Genomic DNA, 21,442 nt, shown 5'->3' with positions numbered 1-21,442 from the left:
AGCTGCTGGCTTTTTGCTGTTTTTGGGCGGCTTGTCCGCCTTTTTATGGCCTAGCGATGTGCAAGGGTGGCCGTTAGGCCAGACCGAGCAGGCTTTGCCTGCGAAGGGCCGAGCGAAGAGCGAGCCCTGAAACGTAGCGCCGCAGCTTTGCTGCGGAGGCCCCAAAGGCTAAAAAAAGAGCTAATTATTGGTCATATTGGTGGAGTCTGTATCTTTCGATGAGTTCGATTAGTTTGCTCGGGTAGGAGGAAGAAGTGGCATAGCCGGCTTTTCGGAGGCCTTTGGCCCAGCCCTTATAATCGGTAGTTTTGAGTTTGAAAAGATCGGCATAACGGCTTCCATTTCGGAGGAAGTCAGAATGTTGTCTAAAGCTTTCTTCGGCGCTGCTGTAGGCTCTAAAGCAGGCATTTTTGGAGCGGAGTTTATAGGTTTTACCGGTCCAGCCGCTGCCGCATTTGATTCCGAAGTGATTATTGGCCTTTTTGGCCAGTTCGCTACGGCCGTAGCCAGATTCTAGGATCGCTTGGGCCATTTTGATGCTAGCGGGCACGCCCGTTCGCTTCATTTCGGCAATAGCAATGGGTTTGAAGCGTTCTATATAGGCCGAGGCGGTGGCTGTGGCGCTACCACTACTCGAATTGTTGCTGCTATTGTTGTTGGGCATTTCGAGAAGATGGCAGGCCGAAAGACTGAGGACTAGGCAAAGGGCCAAGAGGCGCGAGAAGGATGCGTACATGAAAACTTTTGTTTTTGAGGATAAAAAAGTGACTTTTCGGGCTTTAAGACGTTCCTTTGGGCTAAATATTGTGGTCTTTAGCGTTGAACTTTTAGGCAAAGCAGAAAAAGCCTTATTTTTGGGCAGAAAAATAACTAAAGCTTATGGAAAAGAAAATTATGCTCACGCCTTTGGAGCTAAAGGTGATGGATATTTTATGGAAATTGGAGCGGGCCTATATTAAAGATATCTTGGCGCATTGGCCCGAGGCCAGCAAACCGGCCTATAATACCGTTTCTACAATAGTGCGCATTTTGCAAGACAAGAAAAAGTACATTGGGCATATGGAAAAGGGGCGGAGTCATCAGTACTACCCCTTGGTGTCTAAGGAAACTTATCAGCAAGACTTTTTGGAAAATGCCGTGGAGAAAGTCTTTTCGGGTTCTGTGCAGTCCTTGCTTTCTGCCTTGATTGATCAGGAAACGATGACGGAAGCGGAGCTAGAAGAGCTCAAAAAATTATTGGACCGATAAAATCTGCTTATGCTAATTTTTCTACTACTTTCTGCGCTACTTTTGGCTGCAGGGGCGCTCTTTTATTGGGCCTTAAGGAAGCAATTATCTTGGCAGAATCGAAAATTATTTATTTGGACCTTTTTGTTGGCGGCCTTGCTTTTGCCTACGCTCATGCCTTCTTTGGAGCATCATTTTGAGAAGACATGGATTGATTATGAGAGTTATGAGGGCTGGAACCAGGTAGATATTGAGGATCCGCAGTTGTTGTCTTGTTATAAATCGGCCAATAATAGCGAGGGCGTTTGCCATTGCGAAATTAAGCAAAAGGCCGCCATGGTCGATTTTCAGCCCAACCCCTATTATGACCGTATGATGGAGCTGCGCTGGGCCTTAGAATGGCTGTTTTTGCTTTTTGCCAGCTACTTTTTACTGCGTTTTTTATGGCGTTTTGGGGGCCTGCTTTGGCTGCGAAGAGAATCTTATGCCGAAGATCGACAGCTAGAAAATCTGTCTTATCAGATGCTTTACCCCAAGGGCTACAAGATCTATCCTTTCAGCACATTTAGCCTGTTGCGGCACTACATTTTATGGTCGCCGGCCCTAGATCGCCTTACTGCGGCCGAGCAAGAGGCCGCTTTTTATCATGAGTTGGGCCACCTCAAGGGCCGAGACAGTTGGGCCGGATATTTTCTGGGCCTGCTGCAAGTTTTTTGGTTTTGGCATCCGCTCTACTACGTTTTTCGCAAAGAACTCTTGGAAATCAACGAGCTTTTGGCCGATGATTATGCTGCTCAGCGGCTGCCCAGCCGCCGAAATTATGCCGAAATGCTCCTCAAGATGACCGCCTTTCAGCAAAAAGGTCAGGCTTTGGCCTTCTTTTTGGCTAAGAAAAAATTGCAAAGACGTTTAGAGGCACTACTTTTTCAGGCTGCTCCAAAAGGCTGTACAAAAAAGCAGTTTCAACTCTTGCAAATCTGTTTATTATCAGGGCTTTTTCTGCTTTCCGTTAGCCTTTATTTCCCGCTACATCGGCAGTTAGAAAATCCAACAAGCATAAAAAAAGAACAGTTTTTGCCGCTCAAAAATACAGAAAACGGCTAGTCTACGTTATATAAGGACATACAGCAGAATAGCCAATGCATACGTTTTAAGATCAATCAAACTACAGTTAAATGAAAAATATATTTGCTTCTGCCTTCGTCGTTTTAGCGCTTTTTATGGGGCATTCGGCTCAGGCTCAACAACAAACTGGCCCAAAAATTAGCACGAATGTTCGCCAACTGCCTACGAATGCAGAGGAAGTAAATCGCCTAGAAAAAGAACTGGCGCAGGCTAAACAAAATCCAGCCCGCATTGCCGACGGTACGGTGGCCAAATATGAGGCCGCCCTCGCTCGCCGCAAAAAAGCGCTAGCTCTAGAAAATGAAGAAAGAGCCCGCCTAGCCAAACAAAACAAGGCGACTAAATAGGAGATGCAGAAGGAGGAGGGGCTTCCCCCTCAGTTCCTTCGGGGGCGGGCTCTGTCGCAGCTCGCTGTTCGCTCGGCCCTTCAGCGCTTTGCGCTTCGGTCTGGCCCTTCGGGCCACTGCTATCCATCCCTAAGCCTGCGGCCCCTTCGGGGCCTGTAGAACCGTATATTATCCCCCACAAATCAAGCGCCTAGCGCTTTTTTTTATCGCTTAGAGGCTATAGCCTCTTAAATCAAGCTAAAATCTATGCTATCCTACCAGCAGATGACTCGATTTTTCCTTTTACCACTTTTGGCTCTGCTGCTTATGCCAGCAGCAGCCTCGGCTCAAGGCGCCACATGTGCAGCCTCAGAGCCCTTTTGTTCTGGCTCGGGGATTACCTTCCCTGCAGGGACCAACCAACCCGCCGCCCCAGCCGGCAATAACTACGGATGCCTAGGCTCTCAGCCTAACCCCGCCTGGTATTACCTGCAAATTGATCAGCCCGGTAACCTAATTATTGATTTGGTCAATACTAACTCCGTAGATGTTGATTTTATCCTCTATGGACCATTTAACAACTTGGGCACCGCCTTGGGCCAATGTGGCAACCTCGGTAATGGGGGCGCCGGGAGCGCTATTGAGTCCTGTAGCTACTCGGCCAATGCCTTTGAAACAGTAACTATTAACAATGCTGCCTCGGGAGATGTATACATTCTGTTGATTACCAACTTCTCAAATCAACCTACCCAAATTTCGGCAAACCAAACAGGGGGAACAGGATCTACAGATTGTAGTATCCTTTTGCCCTGTGCTCCTGTTCAGTTTAATGACCTGACGGCTAACAGTCCTTATGATTGTACGGGTAGTGCAGTGACATTAACTGCAGATCCCACTAGCGCATCTCCAGGCAATCTCGGAATTACCCCCGGCTTCTATTTTGATATCATTACCGACGCTTTTTCTGCTACGCAGAATATTTTGCGCGTATATGATGGACCCAATGCAACGGGGAATATCATTGCCTATTGGGGGCCTTCTAATACAGGGGGGAACTATCAAGGCCAATTGCCTAGCAATAGCCAATTCCAAGCAACTATCGAGTACCTAGATCCAGCTACTTCTTATTCTATGGAGTGGTGCGATTTGGCCAGCAGCGGAACATTTATTAACGAAATCCGAATGTCAGGCTCCAATACAATTATCTCAAATACTACCCTCAACGGTGGAGCTGGATGTACCGTTATTAACTTAGGTACGCCTGAAGGTACAGGTACTTTTTCTGGGCCAGGAGTGTCTGATAATGGAAACGGTACGGCTAGCTGGGACCCCGCTGCCGCTGGCGGTGGCTCACACGCCATTAGCTACAATTGGGATAGTGGCGATGGCTGTGTAGGAACAGACCTACAAACCGTGATTGTTTGCTGCGATACAGGGGCCACCCTAATTACAGCCGCTCCCGATACGGTTTGTAATGGCGACTCAACTTATCTTTCTGCTAATTTACCTGGGGCCACAATGACGCCTTCTGTATTTAGCAACCCAAATAGCGTAGGGCTTAACTTTGGCGGCTATGTCCGCTCTGATATTACAGTGGCTGGCGTTTCGCCCCTCACGCTAACTAGTGGAAGTATCGACTCTGTTTGTGTGGATATTACCAACAACCCTACTTCTAATATTAACTTGACTTTGGTCTCTCCAGCAGGAGATAGCATTGACCTATCTAGTGGTAATGGAGGAATTAACACGGGGGCTTATACCAATGTTTGTTTTTATCCTACAGCAGCCACCCCTGTAACTGCTTATGCGGGACCATTTACGGTTATTCCTGCCGATGCTGATCTTAGTCCAGAAGAACCCTTCTCTAACCTCAACCTAGGAGCAAGTAATGGAACCTGGTCTCTGGCCGTATCGCATAATGCACTGGGCGCTGCTGGAACAATCAATAACTGGTCTATTCATTTTGCGCCCTCATCGGCTAGTAATACCTACCTTTGGTCTGGACCCAATTTGAGCTGTACGACCTGCGCCAACCCTGCTGCTGGACCAACCGTAAGCTCAGATTATAGTGTGACCTTAACGGATGCTGTGGGCTGTACCTATGTAGATTCTATTCGCATTGAGGTGGGTAGCTCTCTTGCTGCTCCAACCTTAAGCTGTGGAAACACAACCGCTAATGATATTACATTTGATTGGGCCGCAGTGGCTTCTGCTACTGGCTATGAGGTCAGCCTAGACTCTGGCCTAACTTGGATCAGCCCAACAGGAACGCTTAGCCATACGGTAAATGGGCTGGCCCCTAGTACTTCGGTACATATTTATGTGCGGGCTTTGGGCGGTACAGGAATTTGTCCCAACCCTATTGATTCTATTACTTGTACAAGCCTAAGTTGTCCGCTTATTCTTACTGTAAATAACCAAACAGATGCAAGCTGTAACGGCTTTGCAGATGGTAGCGTAGATTTTTCAGTAAGTAATGATATTGGAAGCTTGAGTTTCCAACAAACAGCACCAACTCTAGGTACTGCACAGCCTAGTCCGAGTTTTTCAGGACTAGCCGCTGGTACTTATACTTTTGAAGTAACTGATGCTAGTTTGGCTTGTGGCGTGAGTACTACCGTAACTATCGGAGAGCCTACAGCTTTGTCTACTACTTCAACGGGCCAAGATGTTAGCTGTAATACGGGCAACGATGGGGAAGCAACGACAACTCCACAAGGTGGAACCACTCCCTATAGCTATAGCTGGGATGATGGATTGAACCAAACAACAGCAACAGCAACAAATCTTATTGCTGGAACCTATAATGTAACGATTACAGACGCTAATAGCTGTAGTGTAACGGATCAAGTAGTCATTTCAGAGCCTACCGCTGTAACCATTACCATGAGTAATACCGACGTCAATTGTTTTGCTGGTTCAGATGGATCTGCTTCTGCTGTAGTTACTGGTGGAGTTGCTCCTTATACTTATCTCTGGAGTGATCCCAATGCTCAGAATACACCTACCGCCAATAACTTGACGGCAGGAACTTATACAGTTAGTGTTACAGATGCTAATGCTTGTTTGTATACAAATTCTGTTGTGGTGAATGAGCCTGCTGCAGCACTTTCTGCTAGCCTCAGTGCAGTAGATGCTGCTTGTTTTGGCCAAGCTAGCGGTAGCACCACCGTAACTGTTGCGGATGGTACAGCCCCTTATACCTATCTCTGGAATGATCCCAATGCTCAAACTACAGCTACAGCTACTAACTTAGCAGCAGCAACTTATACCGTAACGGTAACAGATGACAATGGCTGTCAACTTGTTGATAGCATTGTGGTGAATAATGGAGTTGTGATTACTTCTACCGCAAGCACTAATATGGTTTCTTGCCAAGGTGGAAATGATGCTACGGCTACGATTACGCCAGCCAATGGATCTGCACCTTATACTTACCTTTGGGCCGATGGCCAAACGACACAAACAGCTACTGGCTTAGCTGCTGGTCCTATTTGTGTGACCGTGACTGATGTGAATGGTTGTTTTCATGATACTTGCATTCAGATTACAGAGCCTACAGCGATCAGCGCCACCTTTATAGCGAATAGCATTAGTTGTTCTTATAATACAGATGGCGAACTTACTGTGAATGCTACTGGCGGAACCGCCGGCTATAGCTATAACTGGTCAAATGGCCAGACGACACAAACAGCTACTGGCTTGTCTGCACAACAGTATTATGTAACTGTAACTGATGCAAATGCATGTGTCTATATAGATAGCGCTCAGGTAAGCAGCCCCACTCCTTTACAACTTAGCGTGGCTACAGACTCTGTAAGTTGTCGCTTTGGTAATGATGGACAAGCAACGGCAACAGTGGCCGGAGGTACTGCTCCTTATGTATATAGCTGGTCGCCTAGTAATAGTGGTTTAGCTATTAACAATAACTTGACGGCTGGTACTTACCGCCTAACGGTAACCGATCTCAATGGCTGTACAATTACAGATAATGCTTTGATTGGGGAGCCTGCTACTGCAGTTCAAGTTAACTTCCTTGGATCAAATGATGCAGGTTGCTTTGGTGAAGAAGATGCTAATATTGATGCCGATGCTCAGGGCGGTACGCCTAACTATAGCTATGTTTGGTCTAATGGAGAACTTACTGAAGACCTTAGCAATGTAGGAGCCGGAACTTATACGCTTACGGCTACAGATAGCCGAGGTTGTTCTGCTAGTAATACGATTACTATTGGCCAACCTGCTGAGATTATTCTCAATGTTCAACAATACTCGAACTATAACGGCGCAGCAATTAGCTGCCCCGGTGCAGCAGATGGAGCGGCTCAGGTTACGGCTAGTGGTGGCATTGCCCCTTATACTTATGCCTGGTCTGGCGCCCAAGCTCAAAACGGTACAATTGCTAGCAACTTGGCAGCAGGGACTTATGCCGTAACGGTAACGGATGCTTCTGGCTGTACCGCTATTGATAGCATCAGTTTAGCCGATCCAGTACCTTTGGATGCGACGATCCAGCAAGTGAATGTATTCTGTGCCAATGATTGCGATGGCCAAATTATCGCTACCGCCGTATCTGGAACGGGTACTTTGGGCGTAAATGGCTATGAATACCGCATTTTAGGTCCTGGTCAAACAGGCAATGTGTTTAGCAGCAATAATAACTTTACGGGGCTCTGCGCAGGGACCTACACGGTAGAGGTCCGAGATGGAAACAACTGTGTATTGCCCATTTCGGTAACGATTACGGAGCCTACGGCCATTCAGTTGAGCCTAAGCGATACGGATGTATCTTGTGCAGGCGGAAGCGATGGAACGGCTAGCGTAAGCGCTAGCGGTGGAACGCCTCCTTATAGCTACAACTGGGATAATGGTATGACGGGCACCACTATTACGGGCCTAATGGCCGGTACTTATGAGGTGACGGTCACCGATGCCAATGGTTGTGATATGGTATCTACTACAGAAGTAGAAGAGCCCGCCGCCCTAACGGCTAGCATGAGCGCCAATGAACCTAGCTGTAACGGAAGTACAGATGGTAATGCTACGGTAAGCGTACAAGGTGGAACAATGCCTTATACTTACTTCTGGTCAGATGGCCAAGGAACGGCGACCGCAGTAGGGCTATCGGCAGGAACGCATAGCGTAACGGTAACCGATGCCAATGCTTGTCAGCTCGTAGAAAGTATTGTGATTGGCGAGCCTAGCTTGTTGAGCACAACGATTACGACAAATACAGCCGCCTGTGCTGGAGCGAATAGCGGTAGCGCTACGGCCGTTCCCACCGGTGGAACCGCCCCTTATACTTACCTTTGGTCTGATGGACAAACTACAGCTACTGCAATGAACCTAGCGCCAGGCGCTTACTCTGTGGTGGTGGTAGATAGTCAAGGCTGTTCTGTAACAGCACAAGTTTTGCTACAAAATCCAGATCCTGTAGTATTGAGCTTTGTATCGAGCAGTAACCCTAGCTGTAATGGCGATCAAGATGGAACGGCAACAGTAGTGGCTAGCGGAGGGAATGCTCCTTATACTTATCTCTGGCCCAATGGCGAGACTAGTGCGACGGCAACAAGCCTAGGCGCTGGCATAAATACAGTAACGGCAACAGATGCGAATGGCTGTAGCACGACCTTGGATGTCAATATGGTAGAACCTGCGGCACTAGTCGTCGATACGATTCGAATGACGGCGGTGAACTGTAAAGGGGGAGCCGATGGAACGGCCACGGTCTTCTTGAGTGGCGGAACCCTACCTTACAGCTTTGCTTGGTCCAACGGAATGACGGGCCAAAGTATTAGCGGTTTGGCCGCAGGGACTTATGTGGTCAGCGTAACGGATGCCAATGGTTGTGTGACCAACAGTCAGATTATAGTGACGGAACCCGCTAGTGAGCTAGTGGCAACCCTAAATACTGCGGATGCGCTTTGCTTTGGTGGGGCCTCTGGTCAAATTACGGCTATTGTGAGTGGTGGAACGCCAAACAGCAATGGAGACTATACTTATGCTTGGTCGAATGGAGCGAGCAGCGATGTGAACTCGAACTTGACAGTAGGTAGCTATAGCGTGACGATTACAGATGCTAACGGCTGTTCTCTGGTCCGTACGGCAACGGTAAATGAAAGCTCAGGAATCACGAGCCAAATTGTGAATGTAACAGATGCTAGCTGTAGTGGCAGCGCAGACGGAAGCGCTCAGGTGATGGCTTCAGGCGGAATAGGAACCTTGAGTTATCAGTGGTCAGATCCTTTGGGTCAGACGACGAATGTAGCGACTGGTCTTTCTGCAGGTACTTATTATGTAAGTGTAACCGACCTTAATGGCTGTACGCAGGTAGATACGGCAGTAGTGGGTGAGGCCTTGGCCTTGAGCATTACGGTAGCGATTGATGATGTAGATTGTTATGGAGCCTCTACGGGTTCGATTAGCATTACGAACTCGAATGAGCCTTTGCAGGCCAGTTACTGGAGCAATGGAGTTGTGGGCACAAGCATTACGGCTGTAGCTGCTGGCCAATATGGCGTGGTGGTCCAATCGATTAGTGGTTGTGTGGATAGCTTTAGCTACCAAGTGGGTCAGCCTGCGGAACTAGAGTTGAGCTTGAACCAAGTTCGCGCGGTGGATTGCTACAACAACAGTACAGGAGCTTTGGGCTCTACGGTAGCTGGTGGAACAGCGCCTTATAGTTATCTATGGTCCAATGGGGCGCTAACGCCTAGTTTGGATAGCATAGCGGCAGGCAACTATACGCTTAATGTGGAAGATGCTAACGGCTGTAAGGTAGATACAAGCATTAGCTTGGTGAATCCGACGGAAGTAGGTATTGGCAACCTCAATATCACAGGCGTAGCCTGTGTGGGCGATGCGAACGGAAGCATTCAGTTGGATGGAACGGGCGGATCGACTTTGTTGGGTGGCTATACTTATAGTCTAGATAGCTTGACGTTCCAGGGGGGGGACCTCTTTGTGGGCTTGGAAGCAGGGATTTATCCTTTGTATGTCCAAGATAACAATGGTTGTCTCTTTGATACTTTGGTGACGGTAGAAGCGGCAGATCCCTTCTTTATCACGAGTTTTGGTCCGGCCTTAGATTCGGGTGAAGTGGAGTATGTGCTAGAGTATGGCGATACCTTGACGCTTTTTGCGGATTTGAATGATACGACTGCAGCGAGCTGGTGGTGGACCGAGATTAACTCTGGGGCATTGCTAGATAGTAGTCTAATGATGGATATTACGCCTTATGAGTCGGGCATTTATCAGTTTACGGCCATGAATGCTTCTGGCTGTATGCAGGATAGCTCGATTGTGGTGAAGATGGAGAAGCCTAGAAATGCCGCTGCACCTACGGCCTTTACGCCGAATAATGACGGGAATAATGACCGCTTCTTTATTCAGGGCGATGAGAAGGTAGAACAGATTTTGGTGTTTAGAGTGTATGACCGCTGGGGCGAGTTGGTGTATGAAGGTGTAGACCTTGATCCTAATGATCCTCAACAGGGTTGGGATGGTAGCTTTAAGGGCAAGCCAATGAATTCTGGGGCTTATGCTTGGTATGCTGAAGTGCTCTATATTGATGGAGAGACGGCAGTGATTAACGGGGCGGTGAATTTGCTTCGTTAGTGCTGAGTTGATAATGTAAGTAAGGGGCTGTCGGATTTTCCGACAGCCCTTTTTTTATGGGGATGCGCCCCGGAGGGGGGCATCGTAATGCTGGGCGCTTTGGCCGCAGGCCAAAGGAGCCCAGCCCCCAGGCGGGGGCGGCGTAGGGGAGGACTAGGCCTGAAATGGAATATATTGAGGGTTAGATTAGCTCAGGTGCAGAGAAGGAAATGGCCGCCGCCAGCCGCCGGCCGGGCGCGCTTGGCGCGAGCCTGCGAAGCTTGAAGGCGCGAAGCGGCTTGTAGCTGAGCAGTAGGGGAGGGTTGGCCTAGGGGCCTGTAGGGGTGGCCGCAGGCCAGACCCAAGCCCGCAGGGCTGCAGGGCCGAGCAGGCTTGCGAGCCCCGCAAGGGCCCGGCCGCCGAAGGCGGCAGGCCCCAAAAAAAGTCCTCCAACTAGTAAAAAACCATTGGAGGACATAATATGGAAGAGCCTAAGCCAACTAACTTTGTCGTTGTTGGTGGCGGTAAGTAGAGGGGGCTAAGCCAAAAGTTTCGGCTAATTCGATATTGGGGTAGGCATACTTGAGGCTAATTTTAAAAATAGCCATATGGTGGATAGCGTGTTCTACATTAAAGGCAATTTCGCGGTGTAGAGAGCTTTGGATAGGGCTTTTTTCCTGTTCCTCTTTAGCGAGGCTATGGTCGACTAATAGTTGGAGGCTTTGTTCTTGGGGCTCTGTTTGTAGCCAAGCGAGAATGCCATCGATAGCAAGGCTAGCGGCCTGAGTAGAGGTTTCGATTTCTGTTTTGCGTTGGCGCAAATCGTAGCAGATGCTACCTTCTGGAGCTTGCTCTTCTAGGCATTGGAAGAACTCGATAATATGGCGGCTATGTTGGCCTACAGAAGCATTGATTAGGCTGTTTGGGCTAGCAAACTGCTCGTCGCTAAGTTGCTCGATAGCAGTTTGTAGGTCTTCTAGAATATATTGGGCGGTGGTGATAATAGACATAAAATGCAAATTTATGTTGGAGAATGAAATTCGGATATAAAGGTCGGTTTTTTTTATTACTTATTATAACAGACGAATAAAAACAACTAGGCTAGGCATTTGGCTTTTGTTCTTGCTTTGAGGGGGGAGGCTAGAGAGGCAAAAGAAAGCCAACCTATAGAAGAATGACAAAAATAATAGTAATTTTGATTAGGGGAGACACCTAAATTTTGGATAGTTGCATCTATAAGAGAGAAAGAAAACATCATCTTATGCCAGCAGCTCGTAGTTATTCTGTACATCAAAGCACCAAAACTGTGACCGAAGAGGAACTCATTGAAGGATGTCGTGCGGGGAATCGCCTTGCACAGGAGCGGGTTTACCAGCGTTACTCTGCCAAAATGTTTGGTTTGAGTCGACGCTATGTAAAGACCACTGAAAATGCGGAGGAGGTTTTAGTGCAGGCCTTTTGTAAGGTTTTTAGAAAGATAGATAAGTACTCTGGTCAGGGGAGCTTTGAGGGCTGGATTCGCAGAATTGTGGTCAATGAGGCCTTAATGTTTTTGCGTAAAAAGTATCGCTTTAGCGAGCATGTGGAAATTACGGAAGTGCCTGCCAAGGCGGTACAGATTAGCGTAGAGGACGAGCTTTCGGCCAGAGAAATTCTGGCCTTATTGGAGCAGTTGCCTACGGGCTACAGAACGGTGTTTAATCTTTATGTGGTAGAGGGCTATAAGCATCGAGAGATTGCAGAAATGTTGGGGATTAGTATCAATACCTCAAAATCGCAATTGATTTTAGCCAAGAAGAAGATGCGTACTTTAGTGGAAGCGGCCCGGCAAATCCGGGGCACAGAATAGAATCATCCCATTATTAACATCTTATTATACACACTAAATTATGAGTCGAGAGGATTACATCTCTAAGCTCTTTCGGGAGAATGCCGACAAGCTAGACGAACAGCCTAGCCAGGATCTCTGGTCTCGCATTAGCGGGGAATTGGACCGGCCCGAGGGCAGTAGTACTCAGGAGGACTTGCCCAGATTTGAGCAAATTTCTCCAAAATCTGCCGCTCGGCCTAGAGGGGCTATGCTCAAGTTGGTACCTTATTTTGCAGCAGCATCTATTGTGGCCGCTATCTTACTGGCCAGCCCGCTCTTCTTTGAGCAAGAAGCAAGGCCAGAAATGGCCCAAAAGATGGCCGAACCCTCTGAGCGAGGGCTGCTAGCCGAAGCAATTAAGGAAGAGGTAGAAAGCGAGGCCCTTCCCTTGAATGCCAAAGAACAAGAGGCCCAATTTGAAGCACAAGAAAAAGAACAGGCCGAGAAGATTTTACAGGCAGCACAAGAAAAAGCTCCTCAGCCATTGGCAGAGGAAGACCTTAATGAACTGACCAAATTAAAGGAGCAGCCAACCGATGAACTCGTGGTCTTAACCCCAGATGTAGAACTGGAAGAAGAGGCCCCCCTATTGGTCCAAGAAGAGGCCGTAATCGCTTCAGATTATCCCCTGCCCAAAATGAGCCCCACTGTTCAGAGAAATTATGCCAAAACTCCAGCCGCCGACCCTAGCCTAGCCCCCCAAATAGAGGCTTTGCAAGAGCAAAATATGGCTAAGGCCGAGCCAAAACAATTAGAAAAGGAAAATAAAAGAGGCTTGCGTAGAAAACAAGCTAAGGGCCGCTCTAGAAAAAAAGCCCAAAAGCATAAAATTCACCCTCGTATTCAGCTCTTTGAATGGCTGCTAGGAGAGTATGAAGACCAAACCCCAGAGTCCGGAACCTCTATAGAACGCTGGCGATTACTCAACCCTAATGTAATAGAAGGAATTGCCGTATTGAAAAAAGGAGATGACAAAATCTTTGAAGAACGTATGCGCATCTTTTATGATGAAGGCCTAAGACAGGTGTTTTTAGACCTCCCCCTAGATGATAGCCGCTTGCCCGCTCGCTATATGCTTAGCCAGTTCGATACCGAACGAATTATCTTTGAACAAAACGATAAGACCGAGCTACCCAATAAAATTATTTTACAGCCTTCCCTACAAGGATATACTCTAATTATCTTGCAGGAGCGAGGATTTCTAAAATCGGGACAGCAACAGTACTTACAACATCGTAACCGGCTCTCTAATGTGCGAGCTATTCGAGATTTAAAGCTAAAAGAATAAAATCAAGCCCTGAGGTTAACTAAACCTCAGGGCTTTTCTTTTGCCGCCCGCTATTCTAGTTATTTGTTCCCTCTCTTATGTATGCCACCCAAATGCTGATTAAGCAGTAGGTTTTGGGGCCTGCCGCCTTCGGCGGCCGGGCCCTTTCAGGGCTCGCAGGTCTGCTCGGCCCTGCGGGCTCATTTCATTTCGCCCTAGGTCTGCCCCTTCGGGGCACCCTTGCAGGCCCCTAGGCCAATCCGCCCAACTGCTCAGCTACAAGCCGCTTCGCGCCTTCAAGCTTCGCAGGCTCGCGCCAAGCGCGCCCGGCCGGCGGCTGGCGGCAGCCACTCCCTCCACACTTTTCGCCTATATTCCCCCTCAATATATTCCATTTCAGGCAAAACTTCCCCCCTCGCCGCCCCCGCCTGGGGGCTGGGCTCCTTTGGCCTTGGCAGGCCAAAGCGCCCCGCATAGCATTCGCCCCTCCGGGGCTCATCCCCTAAAAACAAAAAATGCTGCCCCTTATCCATAAAGGGCAGCATTTACTATATATATAGTATAAGGTCTAATGACCATTTTTTAGGGCCGAATCTCGAAGGCGTTGCAAGAAAGGCGAAGCAAAAATAAAGTCCTGCAAAAGTTCATTATCACTGCTCATAACCTCGCCGCAATTGCCCACCCAGGCCAACTCGCCAAAATAGAGGAGGTTGATCTTATCGCCAATCTCCATAACCGAGTTCATATCGTGGGTGTTAATCACCGTCGTCATCTGGTTTTCTACCGTAATCTGATGAATCAACTCATCAATGCGCATAGAGGTGGTAGGATCTAGGCCCGAGTTAGGCTCATCGCAAAAGAGGTACTTGGGCTTCAGGATAATGGCCCGGGCAATCCCTACCCGTTTTTGCATCCCCCCACTAATCTCCGAGGGGTACTTATTGTTGGCCCCGCCTAGTTCTACTCTTTCTAGGGTCTCATCTACACGCAGGCGTTTTTCCTTGGCCGTCAATCGGGTAAACATATCTAAGGGGAAACGGACATTTTGCTCCACCGTCATAGAGTCAAAAAGGGCCGAACCCTGAAAAAGCATCCCCATTTCGGTCCGAATGGCTTTGCGTTGTTTGTTGCTTAGCTGAGTAAAGTTGGTATTGCCATACCAAATATGGCCAGAAGTCGGCTGCAATAGCCCCACCAAAATCTTGAGCATTACGGTTTTACCCGCCCCACTTTTTCCAATAATGAGGTTGGTTTTGCCTTCCTCAAAAACGGTAGTAATCCCTTTGAGGACTTCTTGCTGACCAAACTGTTTCTTAATATTTTCTACGCGAATCATAGCGGAATTAGACTAATGGTAAAGAGGAAAATCTAGGGGCCGAAGCCGAAAAGCCCAGCGCAAAGAAAAAGGATGAGCGGCCTAGCGATCTGCAGGGGTGGCCCAAAGGGCCAGACCAAAGGCAGGCTTTGCCTGCCTGCAGGGCCGAGCAGACCTGCGAGCCCCGAAAGGTAGCGCCGCAGCGCCTTTCAGGCGCTGCGGAGGCCCAAAAACATAAAAAAAGAAAGCGCCAGATAGATTAGGTCATCAAAAGGGCAATGACGTAATCGGCCAATAAAATCATGATATTGCTAATGACTACCGCCGAGGTGCTCGCCTTGCCCAACTCAATGCTACCGCCCTTAACGAAATAGCCTTGGTAGCAAGAGATAGAGGTAAGCAAAAAGGCAAAGACAAAGGCCTTGACCTCCATCATGAAAACATTGTAAGGAATGAAGAAAGAGCGGAGCCCCTGCATAAAGTCGGCAATAGTGACCAATTGGCCAATGACGCAGGCCAAATAGCCCCCCATCATGCCCATAAAGGCCGAAAGAATGACCAACATCGGAATCACCACAATGGCCGCAATGATTTTTGGCGCAATCAAATAAGCCGCCGTATCAACGCCCATTACTTCTAAGGCATCAATCTGCTCCTTTTGGCGCATCCCGCCAATTTCAGCAGCAATGTTCGACCCCACTTTTCCGGCCAAAGCCAAACAAGAAAAAGTAGGCGCCAATTCAATAATCATAATATCGCGAACGATATAGCCCACATAATAGGGCGGAATAGAAGAGGCCTGCAACTGATAGGCAAATTGAACGGCCGTTACCGCCCCAATAAAAATAGAGACCAAGCCCACAATGATGAGCGATCCTACACCGATATCATTCATCTGCCGAGCGGTGGCTTTCCAGTACATAGAAAACCGTTCGGGTTTGCTAAACATACTCTTCATGAGCATGAAATAGCGACCAAGATGGTAAAACATATTACGTAATAATTTTTGGCAAAGCTACTATTATTTTTTGTCCTCTAGCTTGCTTTTGCCCTTTTTTTGTCCTTAGAGCTCCTTAATGAGCCGTTTGTAATGTTGTATAATGATTTGTTCGTCAAATCGTTCAAGGGCCATTTCTCGACCTTTGGCCCCCATCTTTTCTAGCTGCTCTTTGGGCAGTTGATACATCTTCAGCATCGCCTTGGCCAAGGCATTGGCATCTTTGGCAGGGACCATAAAGCCATTTTGGCCCTCTTCTACGGTTTCTCTGCAGCCCGCCACTTCGGTAGTCAAGACCGCCTTGCCCATGGCTAGAGCCTCGAGCATGACTCGGGGCAGACCTTCTCGGTAGGAGGGGAGGACCACCACATCGGCCCGCCCAATAAAGTCTTTGACCTTATCGGAACGGCCAAAATATTGCAAATTGCCCAAGGCCTGGGCCTGCGCCAAGGTCTCGGCAGAAATACAGGCGGGATTGTCGGGGTCCATGCCACCCACTACCCAAATTTGCGCATCGGCCTGGGCCTGCTGCAACTGCCGAGCAGCCTCCAATAACTCATTTACGCCCTTGTCCTTGAGCAAACGGCCCACAAACAAAAAGCTAAAGCCCGCCCCCTTGTCTTGCTGCTCTACTGGGGCAAAAACTTGGGTGTTGATGCCCGAACCCGGAATGAGCAAGCTCTTTTCTTGGGCCACTAAACCCCGATCAATAAAAAGCTGCCGATCATCACGGTTCTGAAAAGCTACCCAACTGGCCCTTTTAAAGGCATACTTATATAATCGTTGGGCCAATTTGCTGACCATATTGTCATGCAAAAAAGGTATAGCCCAAACCCGTCACGGTACAAATGCTCGGAATGCCCGCCCATTTTGCCGCCAAGGCCCCGTAGATATTAGGCTTGATGGTGTAGAGCAAAACCAAATCAAGCCGCTCCGCCCGAAAGACTTTGTAGAGTTCTCGACAGAGTTTCATCTCTCTTAAAGGGTTGCTGCCCTTGCGCTCTAGCTGGTTTAAAGCCAGAAAACGAGCCCCTAAGGCCTCTATCTGAGGAACATATTCATCGGCGGGGGCAATGGCCACTACCTCATGCCCCTCGGCAATCAATTGCTTGATGAGCCCCAAACGAAAGTTTACAATGTTCCAGGCCGTGTTGAGGACGATCCCTATTTTTTTTGCATTTGCCTGCTTCGCCATGCTTTTTTACTTAAATTTGTCTGTCCAGAAAACTGGGCGCAAAGTACAGACTTTCTATTACTTTTCTCGAATTTTATTAAGGCTTTAGCCAAATGCCCTTACCCACCGCCTGCCTAGGACTAGTCCCTATTCTGACTACGATCGACTTTTTGCTGCTGCCTTTCTTTATCCTGATCTACACGGGGATATTCTGGGCATTCCGAAATTGGCGATACAAAGACCCTATCGTCCGCCGATACTTTTTACCCGCACTTTGGTTCCGCCTTGCAGGGGCCTTCCTAACGGCCCTGATGTATCAGTATTATTATGGCTATGGCGATACCTTTTATTATTATCAAGGGGTAGTCGATATCTTTAATGCCTTTTTTAGATCGCCCATTACGGGCCTAGAAATGATTATCTCGAATTATGATAATTACTCCGGAGAAGCCAAAGACGCCCTGACCTACCATTTGCTTTTTCGGCAAAATTCTGCCGCAGCCGTTATCCGCACAGGCGGCTTTTTTAGCCTCTTTAGTTTTGGTTCTTTTATCGGCACCTCTTTCGGCATTACTACCATGGCCTTTTTAGGAAATTGGATGCTCTACCGAGTCTTTACCGATATCTACCCTAAGCTACACCTCCCCCTAGCCATTGCCGTGCTTTATGTGCCCTCGCTCTGCTTTTGGGGAACGGGCGTGATGAAGGACCCCCTCTCTCTAGCGGGCCTAGGGATGTTTGTTTATGGGCTCTATTTTTTGGTCTATAAACGAAATAGAGGATATATCTTACCCATTTTAGCCCTGATTACCGGCCTGTATTATGCCGCTGTGATTAAGGCTTATATCGCCCTGGCCCTGATGCCCGCCTCCCTAGTCTGGATTACCCTTTTATATAAGGAGAAGATCGAAAATAAGACGCTTCGGATGCTGATGGGGCCCGTCCTCCTCGTTTTTGGAACCGCCTTTGGCGCCCTAGCGCTTATGCAATTGGGCAGCATCTCCGAGAAGTTTGCCCTAGAAAACATGATGGTCGAGGTGGTCCGTACCCAATGGTGGCTGTCGGTCAGTACCGAGCGCGATGGGGGAACCGGCTATAGCCTCGGTATGGTAGAACCTACTCTAATGGGCATGCTCAAAACCTTTCCCGCCGCCGTCAATGTGAGCCTCTTTCGCCCTTACCCCTGGGAGGCCCGAAAAGTCATTGTGCTCCCCTCTGCCGCCGAGGCCCTATTTACGCTCTTTTTTACCCTCTATGTCTTCTTCCGAGTAGGGGTGCTCAGCACCCTAAAGGCCCTTTTCAAAGATCCTACGGTCCTGTTCTGCCTCATCTTTGCCATCATTTTTGCCTTTGCCGTCGGCTTTACCTCTATGAACTTTGGCGCCCTGGCCCGTTACAAAATTCCCGCCCTGCCGTTCTACTTTTCGGCTCTTGTTATTCTGCTCTCCTATAAAAAGAAATAGAGCATTCTCGACTAACTCAAACTTCTTGAGTATCTTTGTGGTTAATTTGGGGCCTGCCGCCTGCGGCGGCCGCTCCCTTGCAGGGCTCGCAGGTCTGCTCGGCCCTTCAGCGCTGCGCGCTTCGGTCTGGCCTTCGGCCACCCTTACAGGCAGCTAGGCCTGCGGCGGCTTCGCCGCCTGTAGGACGCCAAAGAGGAGTCCGCCCAAACTAAAAGAAGAAACTAACTTATGATTTTTGATACTTATGATGTCGTTGTTGTTGGTGCCGGCCATGCAGGCTGTGAAGCTGCTGTAGCTGCCGCCAACCTAGGGGCCAAAGTCATGTTGGCCACCATGAATATGGAAACTATCGCCAAAATGTCTTGTAATCCCGCTATGGGCGGGGTGGCCAAAGGGCAAATCGTTCGAGAAATCGATGCCCTCAATGGCTATTCTGGCATTGTGACGGACCATACCATGATCCAGTTCCGCCTACTCAACCGATCAAAAGGACCCGCCATGTGGAGCCCCCGCGCCCAAAGCGATCGTATGCGCTTTGCCGAAAAATGGCGGCTGATGCTAGAAGCACATCCCAATATCGACTTCTGGCAGGAAATGGTCACTGGAATTGTCGTTAAGGATAAAAAGGCAGTGGGCATCCGCACTTCTTTGGGCCTAGAAATTCCCGCCAAAACCGTTATCCTTACCAATGGGACCTTCCTCAACGGCATTATCCATATCGGGGAAAAGCAAATGGGGGGCGGCCGTGCTGGAGAACGAGCCGCCAAAGGCATTACCGAACAATTAGTAGAGCTTGGTTTTGAAGCCAGCCGTATGAAAACGGGTACCCCGCCCCGCATTGATGCGCGCAGCATCAATTGGTCGGCCCTAGAGGTCCAAGAAGGCGACCAACCCGCAGGAAAATTCTCTTATACCGATACGCCAGAGCTCAAAGAACAACGACCCTGTCATATTGGTTATACCAATAAGAAGGTCCATGAATGTTTGAAAGAAGGCTTTAGCCGCTCGCCTATGTTCAATGGGCGGATTCAGGGCCTAGGTCCCCGCTATTGCCCCTCTATTGAGGACAAAATTGACCGCTTCTCAGAAAGAGATCGACATCAGCTCTTTGTAGAGCCCGAAGGCTGGAACACCGCCGAGATTTACCTCAATGGCTTCTCTAGCTCTTTGCCCGAAGATGTACAGTTTAAGGCCATGCGCCTCATTCCTGGTTTTGAGCAGGCCAAGATGTTTCGTCCGGGCTATGCCATTGAATATGATTTCTTTCAGCCTACGCAGCTAAAGCAAACCCTAGAAACTCGTCTAGTGGATGGGCTTTACTTTGCGGGCCAAATTAACGGCACCACGGGTTATGAGGAGGCCGCTTGTCAGGGCCTAATGGCGGGCATTAACGCCATCCGAAAAGTCCGTGAAGAAGAGCCTTTTGTCCTCAAACGCTCAGATGCCTACATTGGCGTTTTGATTGATGATTTGATCAACAAAGGGACCAACGAACCTTATCGAATGTTTACTTCTCGGGCCGAATACCGCATCTTGCTTCGCCAAGATAATGCAGATATTCGCCTTACGCCCATTGCCCAAGCCTTGGGTATGGATGTAGAAGAGCGGATGCAAAGAGTACGAGCCAAAGAAGCCGCTGAGCGAGATATTAGTGAATTTATGAAAAGCTATAGTGTGCGTCCAGAGGCCATCAATAGCTATTTAGATAGCCTGGGCTCTGCCCCTTTGCGCCAGCCGGTTAAGCTCATGAAGGTCTTGCTCCGCCCCAAAGTTAATGCAGAAGCCTTGGCCGAGCATTTGCCAGAGCTCAAGGCCGTTTTGGACCAATACCCCAAGGAATTTGTGGAGTATAGTGAGATCAAGGCCAAATATGCGGGCTACATTAAGAAAGAAGAAGAACAGGTAGAAAAAATGAACCGCCTAGAGTCGGTTCGTCTGCCCGAAAACTTTAATTATCATGCAATTCAGGGCCTATCGGCAGAAGGGCAAGAGAAACTAAGCCGGATTCGTCCGGGCAGTATTGGTCAAGCTAGCCGCATTAGTGGGGTTTCGGCCAGTGATATCTCTATTCTTTTGGTGTATATGGGCCGATAAAATATTACCTATGTCAGGGCATCATCATCATCATGGCGGTTGTGGCCATGGGCATCATCACCATCATCACCATCATGGGGATAGTGAAAACATGGGCCGTGCATTTCTGATTAACTTCAGCTTTGCGATTTTGGAGCTATTTGGTGGTTTTTGGACCAATAGCGTCGCCATTTTATCGGATGCTTTGCATGACTTTGGCGATAGTCTAGCGCTAGGCATCGCTTGGGGCCTAGAGCGCTATGCGGATAAGGGGCGGACCAAGAAATATAGCTTTGGCCATAAGCGCTATTCTGTTTTAGGGGCCTTAATTACGGCTTCTATTCTGGTTTTGGGGTCTCTGGGCATCCTTTGGGCGGCTATTGCTCGCTTTATGGCCCCAGAACCTAGTAACGGTTTGGGCATGTTGGGCTTTGCCATTTTGGGCATGCTCGTTAATGGTTGGGCCGTCTTTAGTCTAAAGGATAGCGATTCGCTAAATGCCAAAGCCGTGCGTCTTCACCTATTAGAGGATGTCATGGGCTGGCTAATTGTGTTTGTGGGTTCTTTGGGCATCTACTTTTTTGAGTGGTATTGGCTAGATCCGCTGATGTCTATTGTTTTGGCCCTTTATATCTTATATAATGTATCCAAGACCTTGGGCCAAACCTTTGAGATTTTCCTACAAGCCACCCCGGCCAACATAGATACGGATGAAATCAAGGCCTTTTTATTGGCCGAGCCTGCCGTTTTGGACCTACACGACTTACATTTATGGACCATGGACGGGCAGTCGCATATTTTCTCGGTGCATTTGGTGGTAGACCAAGCTCATCAGCAGCTGGAGGACCTCCTGCCCATAAAGGCCAAACTAGAAGCGGGCCTAAAAGAAAAGGGCCTTTCTCATGTTACGCTCGCCTTTGAGCTAGAGGGGAGTCCTTGTAGCTTGGCCGACTGTTGATGGCCATTTCTACAGCTGAGCCCCGAAGGGGCGAAGGCCACTAGCGGCTGC

General features: G+C 48.6%; 16 protein-coding genes. 10 read left to right on the top strand and 6 right to left on the bottom strand.

From position 1 onward, the window contains the following. Positions 1 to 184: 184 nt before the first annotated feature. The gene (locus OP864_RS02680) at positions 185 to 736 is read right to left on the bottom strand and encodes a glycoside hydrolase family 73 protein (protein ID WP_270099758.1); all 552 of its coding nucleotides are present in this window, start codon (positions 734 to 736) and stop codon (positions 185 to 187) included. On the opposite strand from OP864_RS02680, the gene OP864_RS02675 reads away from it, so the two are divergent. The 5 genes from OP864_RS02675 to OP864_RS02655 all read left to right on the top strand — a co-directional run bounded on the left by OP864_RS02675 (position 735) and on the right by OP864_RS02655 (position 10,295). Continuing rightward, positions 735 to 959 carry a hypothetical protein gene (locus OP864_RS02675; protein WP_270099757.1) on the top strand — a complete coding sequence of 75 codons (225 nt, stop codon included), beginning with the start codon at positions 735 to 737 and terminating at the stop codon, positions 957 to 959. The two genes, OP864_RS02680 and OP864_RS02675, sit on opposite strands and share 2 nt — an antisense overlap. Beyond that, positions 880 to 1,248, top strand: a complete 369-nt coding sequence (locus tag OP864_RS02670; RefSeq protein ID WP_270099756.1) for a BlaI/MecI/CopY family transcriptional regulator — start codon at positions 880 to 882, stop codon at positions 1,246 to 1,248. Before OP864_RS02675 ends, OP864_RS02670 begins: the two co-directional genes overlap by 80 nt. A gap of 9 nt (positions 1,249 to 1,257) precedes the next feature. Continuing rightward, complete coding sequence (locus OP864_RS02665; protein WP_270099755.1) at positions 1,258 to 2,331, top strand: M56 family metallopeptidase; 1,074 nt, start codon at positions 1,258 to 1,260, stop codon at positions 2,329 to 2,331. 71 nt (positions 2,332 to 2,402) lie between these two features. Continuing rightward, the gene (locus OP864_RS02660) at positions 2,403 to 2,699 is read left to right on the top strand and encodes a hypothetical protein (protein ID WP_014373715.1); all 297 of its coding nucleotides are present in this window, start codon (positions 2,403 to 2,405) and stop codon (positions 2,697 to 2,699) included. Positions 2,700 to 2,945: 246 nt separating this feature from the next. Then, entirely contained in the window at positions 2,946 to 10,295 is a 7,350-nt protein-coding gene (locus OP864_RS02655) for a T9SS type B sorting domain-containing protein (RefSeq protein ID WP_270099754.1), read from the top strand. Positions 10,296 to 10,774: 479 nt separating this feature from the next. Here the strand turns inward: OP864_RS02655 and OP864_RS02650 are convergent, their stop codons facing one another. Next, the gene (locus OP864_RS02650; protein WP_270099753.1) at positions 10,775 to 11,284 is read right to left on the bottom strand and encodes a hypothetical protein; all 510 of its coding nucleotides are present in this window, start codon (positions 11,282 to 11,284) and stop codon (positions 10,775 to 10,777) included. Between the two features lie 251 nt (positions 11,285 to 11,535). Here OP864_RS02650 and OP864_RS02645 point away from each other — a divergent pair, with 251 nt between their 5' ends. Together OP864_RS02645 and OP864_RS02640 are read left to right on the top strand one after the other, a co-directional pair. Further along, positions 11,536 to 12,123 (top strand): RNA polymerase sigma factor, encoded by a 588-nt coding sequence (locus tag OP864_RS02645; protein WP_270099752.1) that lies wholly within the window; start codon positions 11,536 to 11,538, stop codon positions 12,121 to 12,123. Between the two features lie 40 nt (positions 12,124 to 12,163). Continuing rightward, entirely contained in the window at positions 12,164 to 13,432 is a 1,269-nt protein-coding gene (locus tag OP864_RS02640; protein WP_270099751.1) for a hypothetical protein, read from the top strand. Positions 13,433 to 13,979: 547 nt separating this feature from the next. Here OP864_RS02640 and OP864_RS02635 read toward each other — a convergent pair. The 4 genes from OP864_RS02635 to OP864_RS02620 form a co-directional block, all read right to left on the bottom strand. Next, positions 13,980 to 14,747, bottom strand: a complete 768-nt coding sequence (locus tag OP864_RS02635; protein WP_270099750.1) for an ABC transporter ATP-binding protein — start codon at positions 14,745 to 14,747, stop codon at positions 13,980 to 13,982. Between the two features lie 238 nt (positions 14,748 to 14,985). Next, entirely contained in the window at positions 14,986 to 15,717 is a 732-nt protein-coding gene (locus tag OP864_RS02630) for an MlaE family ABC transporter permease (protein WP_270099749.1), read from the bottom strand. A 72-nt stretch (positions 15,718 to 15,789) separates the two neighbouring features. Further along, positions 15,790 to 16,515, bottom strand: a complete 726-nt coding sequence (locus OP864_RS02625; RefSeq protein WP_270099748.1) for a glycosyltransferase family 4 protein — start codon at positions 16,513 to 16,515, stop codon at positions 15,790 to 15,792. Positions 16,516 to 16,531: 16 nt separating this feature from the next. Beyond that, positions 16,532 to 16,918 carry a glycosyltransferase gene (locus OP864_RS02620; protein ID WP_270099747.1) on the bottom strand — a complete coding sequence of 129 codons (387 nt, stop codon included), beginning with the start codon at positions 16,916 to 16,918 and terminating at the stop codon, positions 16,532 to 16,534. Between the two features lie 92 nt (positions 16,919 to 17,010). Here OP864_RS02620 and OP864_RS02615 point away from each other — a divergent pair, with 92 nt between their 5' ends. The 3 genes from OP864_RS02615 to OP864_RS02605 all read left to right on the top strand — a co-directional run bounded on the left by OP864_RS02615 (position 17,011) and on the right by OP864_RS02605 (position 21,391). Then, the gene (locus OP864_RS02615; protein WP_270099746.1) at positions 17,011 to 18,360 is read left to right on the top strand and encodes a hypothetical protein; all 1,350 of its coding nucleotides are present in this window, start codon (positions 17,011 to 17,013) and stop codon (positions 18,358 to 18,360) included. Between the two features lie 231 nt (positions 18,361 to 18,591). Beyond that, entirely contained in the window at positions 18,592 to 20,454 is a 1,863-nt protein-coding gene (gene mnmG / locus OP864_RS02610; protein ID WP_349294443.1) for a tRNA uridine-5-carboxymethylaminomethyl(34) synthesis enzyme MnmG, read from the top strand. A gap of 10 nt (positions 20,455 to 20,464) precedes the next feature. Further along, the gene (locus tag OP864_RS02605) at positions 20,465 to 21,391 is read left to right on the top strand and encodes a cation diffusion facilitator family transporter (RefSeq protein WP_270099744.1); all 927 of its coding nucleotides are present in this window, start codon (positions 20,465 to 20,467) and stop codon (positions 21,389 to 21,391) included. Positions 21,392 to 21,442 lie beyond the last annotated feature (51 nt).

Source organism: Saprospira grandis (genome assembly GCF_027594745.1).
GTDB lineage: Bacteria > Bacteroidota > Bacteroidia > Chitinophagales > Saprospiraceae > Saprospira > Saprospira grandis.
This window is presented reverse-complemented; position numbering and strand designations above follow the sequence as displayed.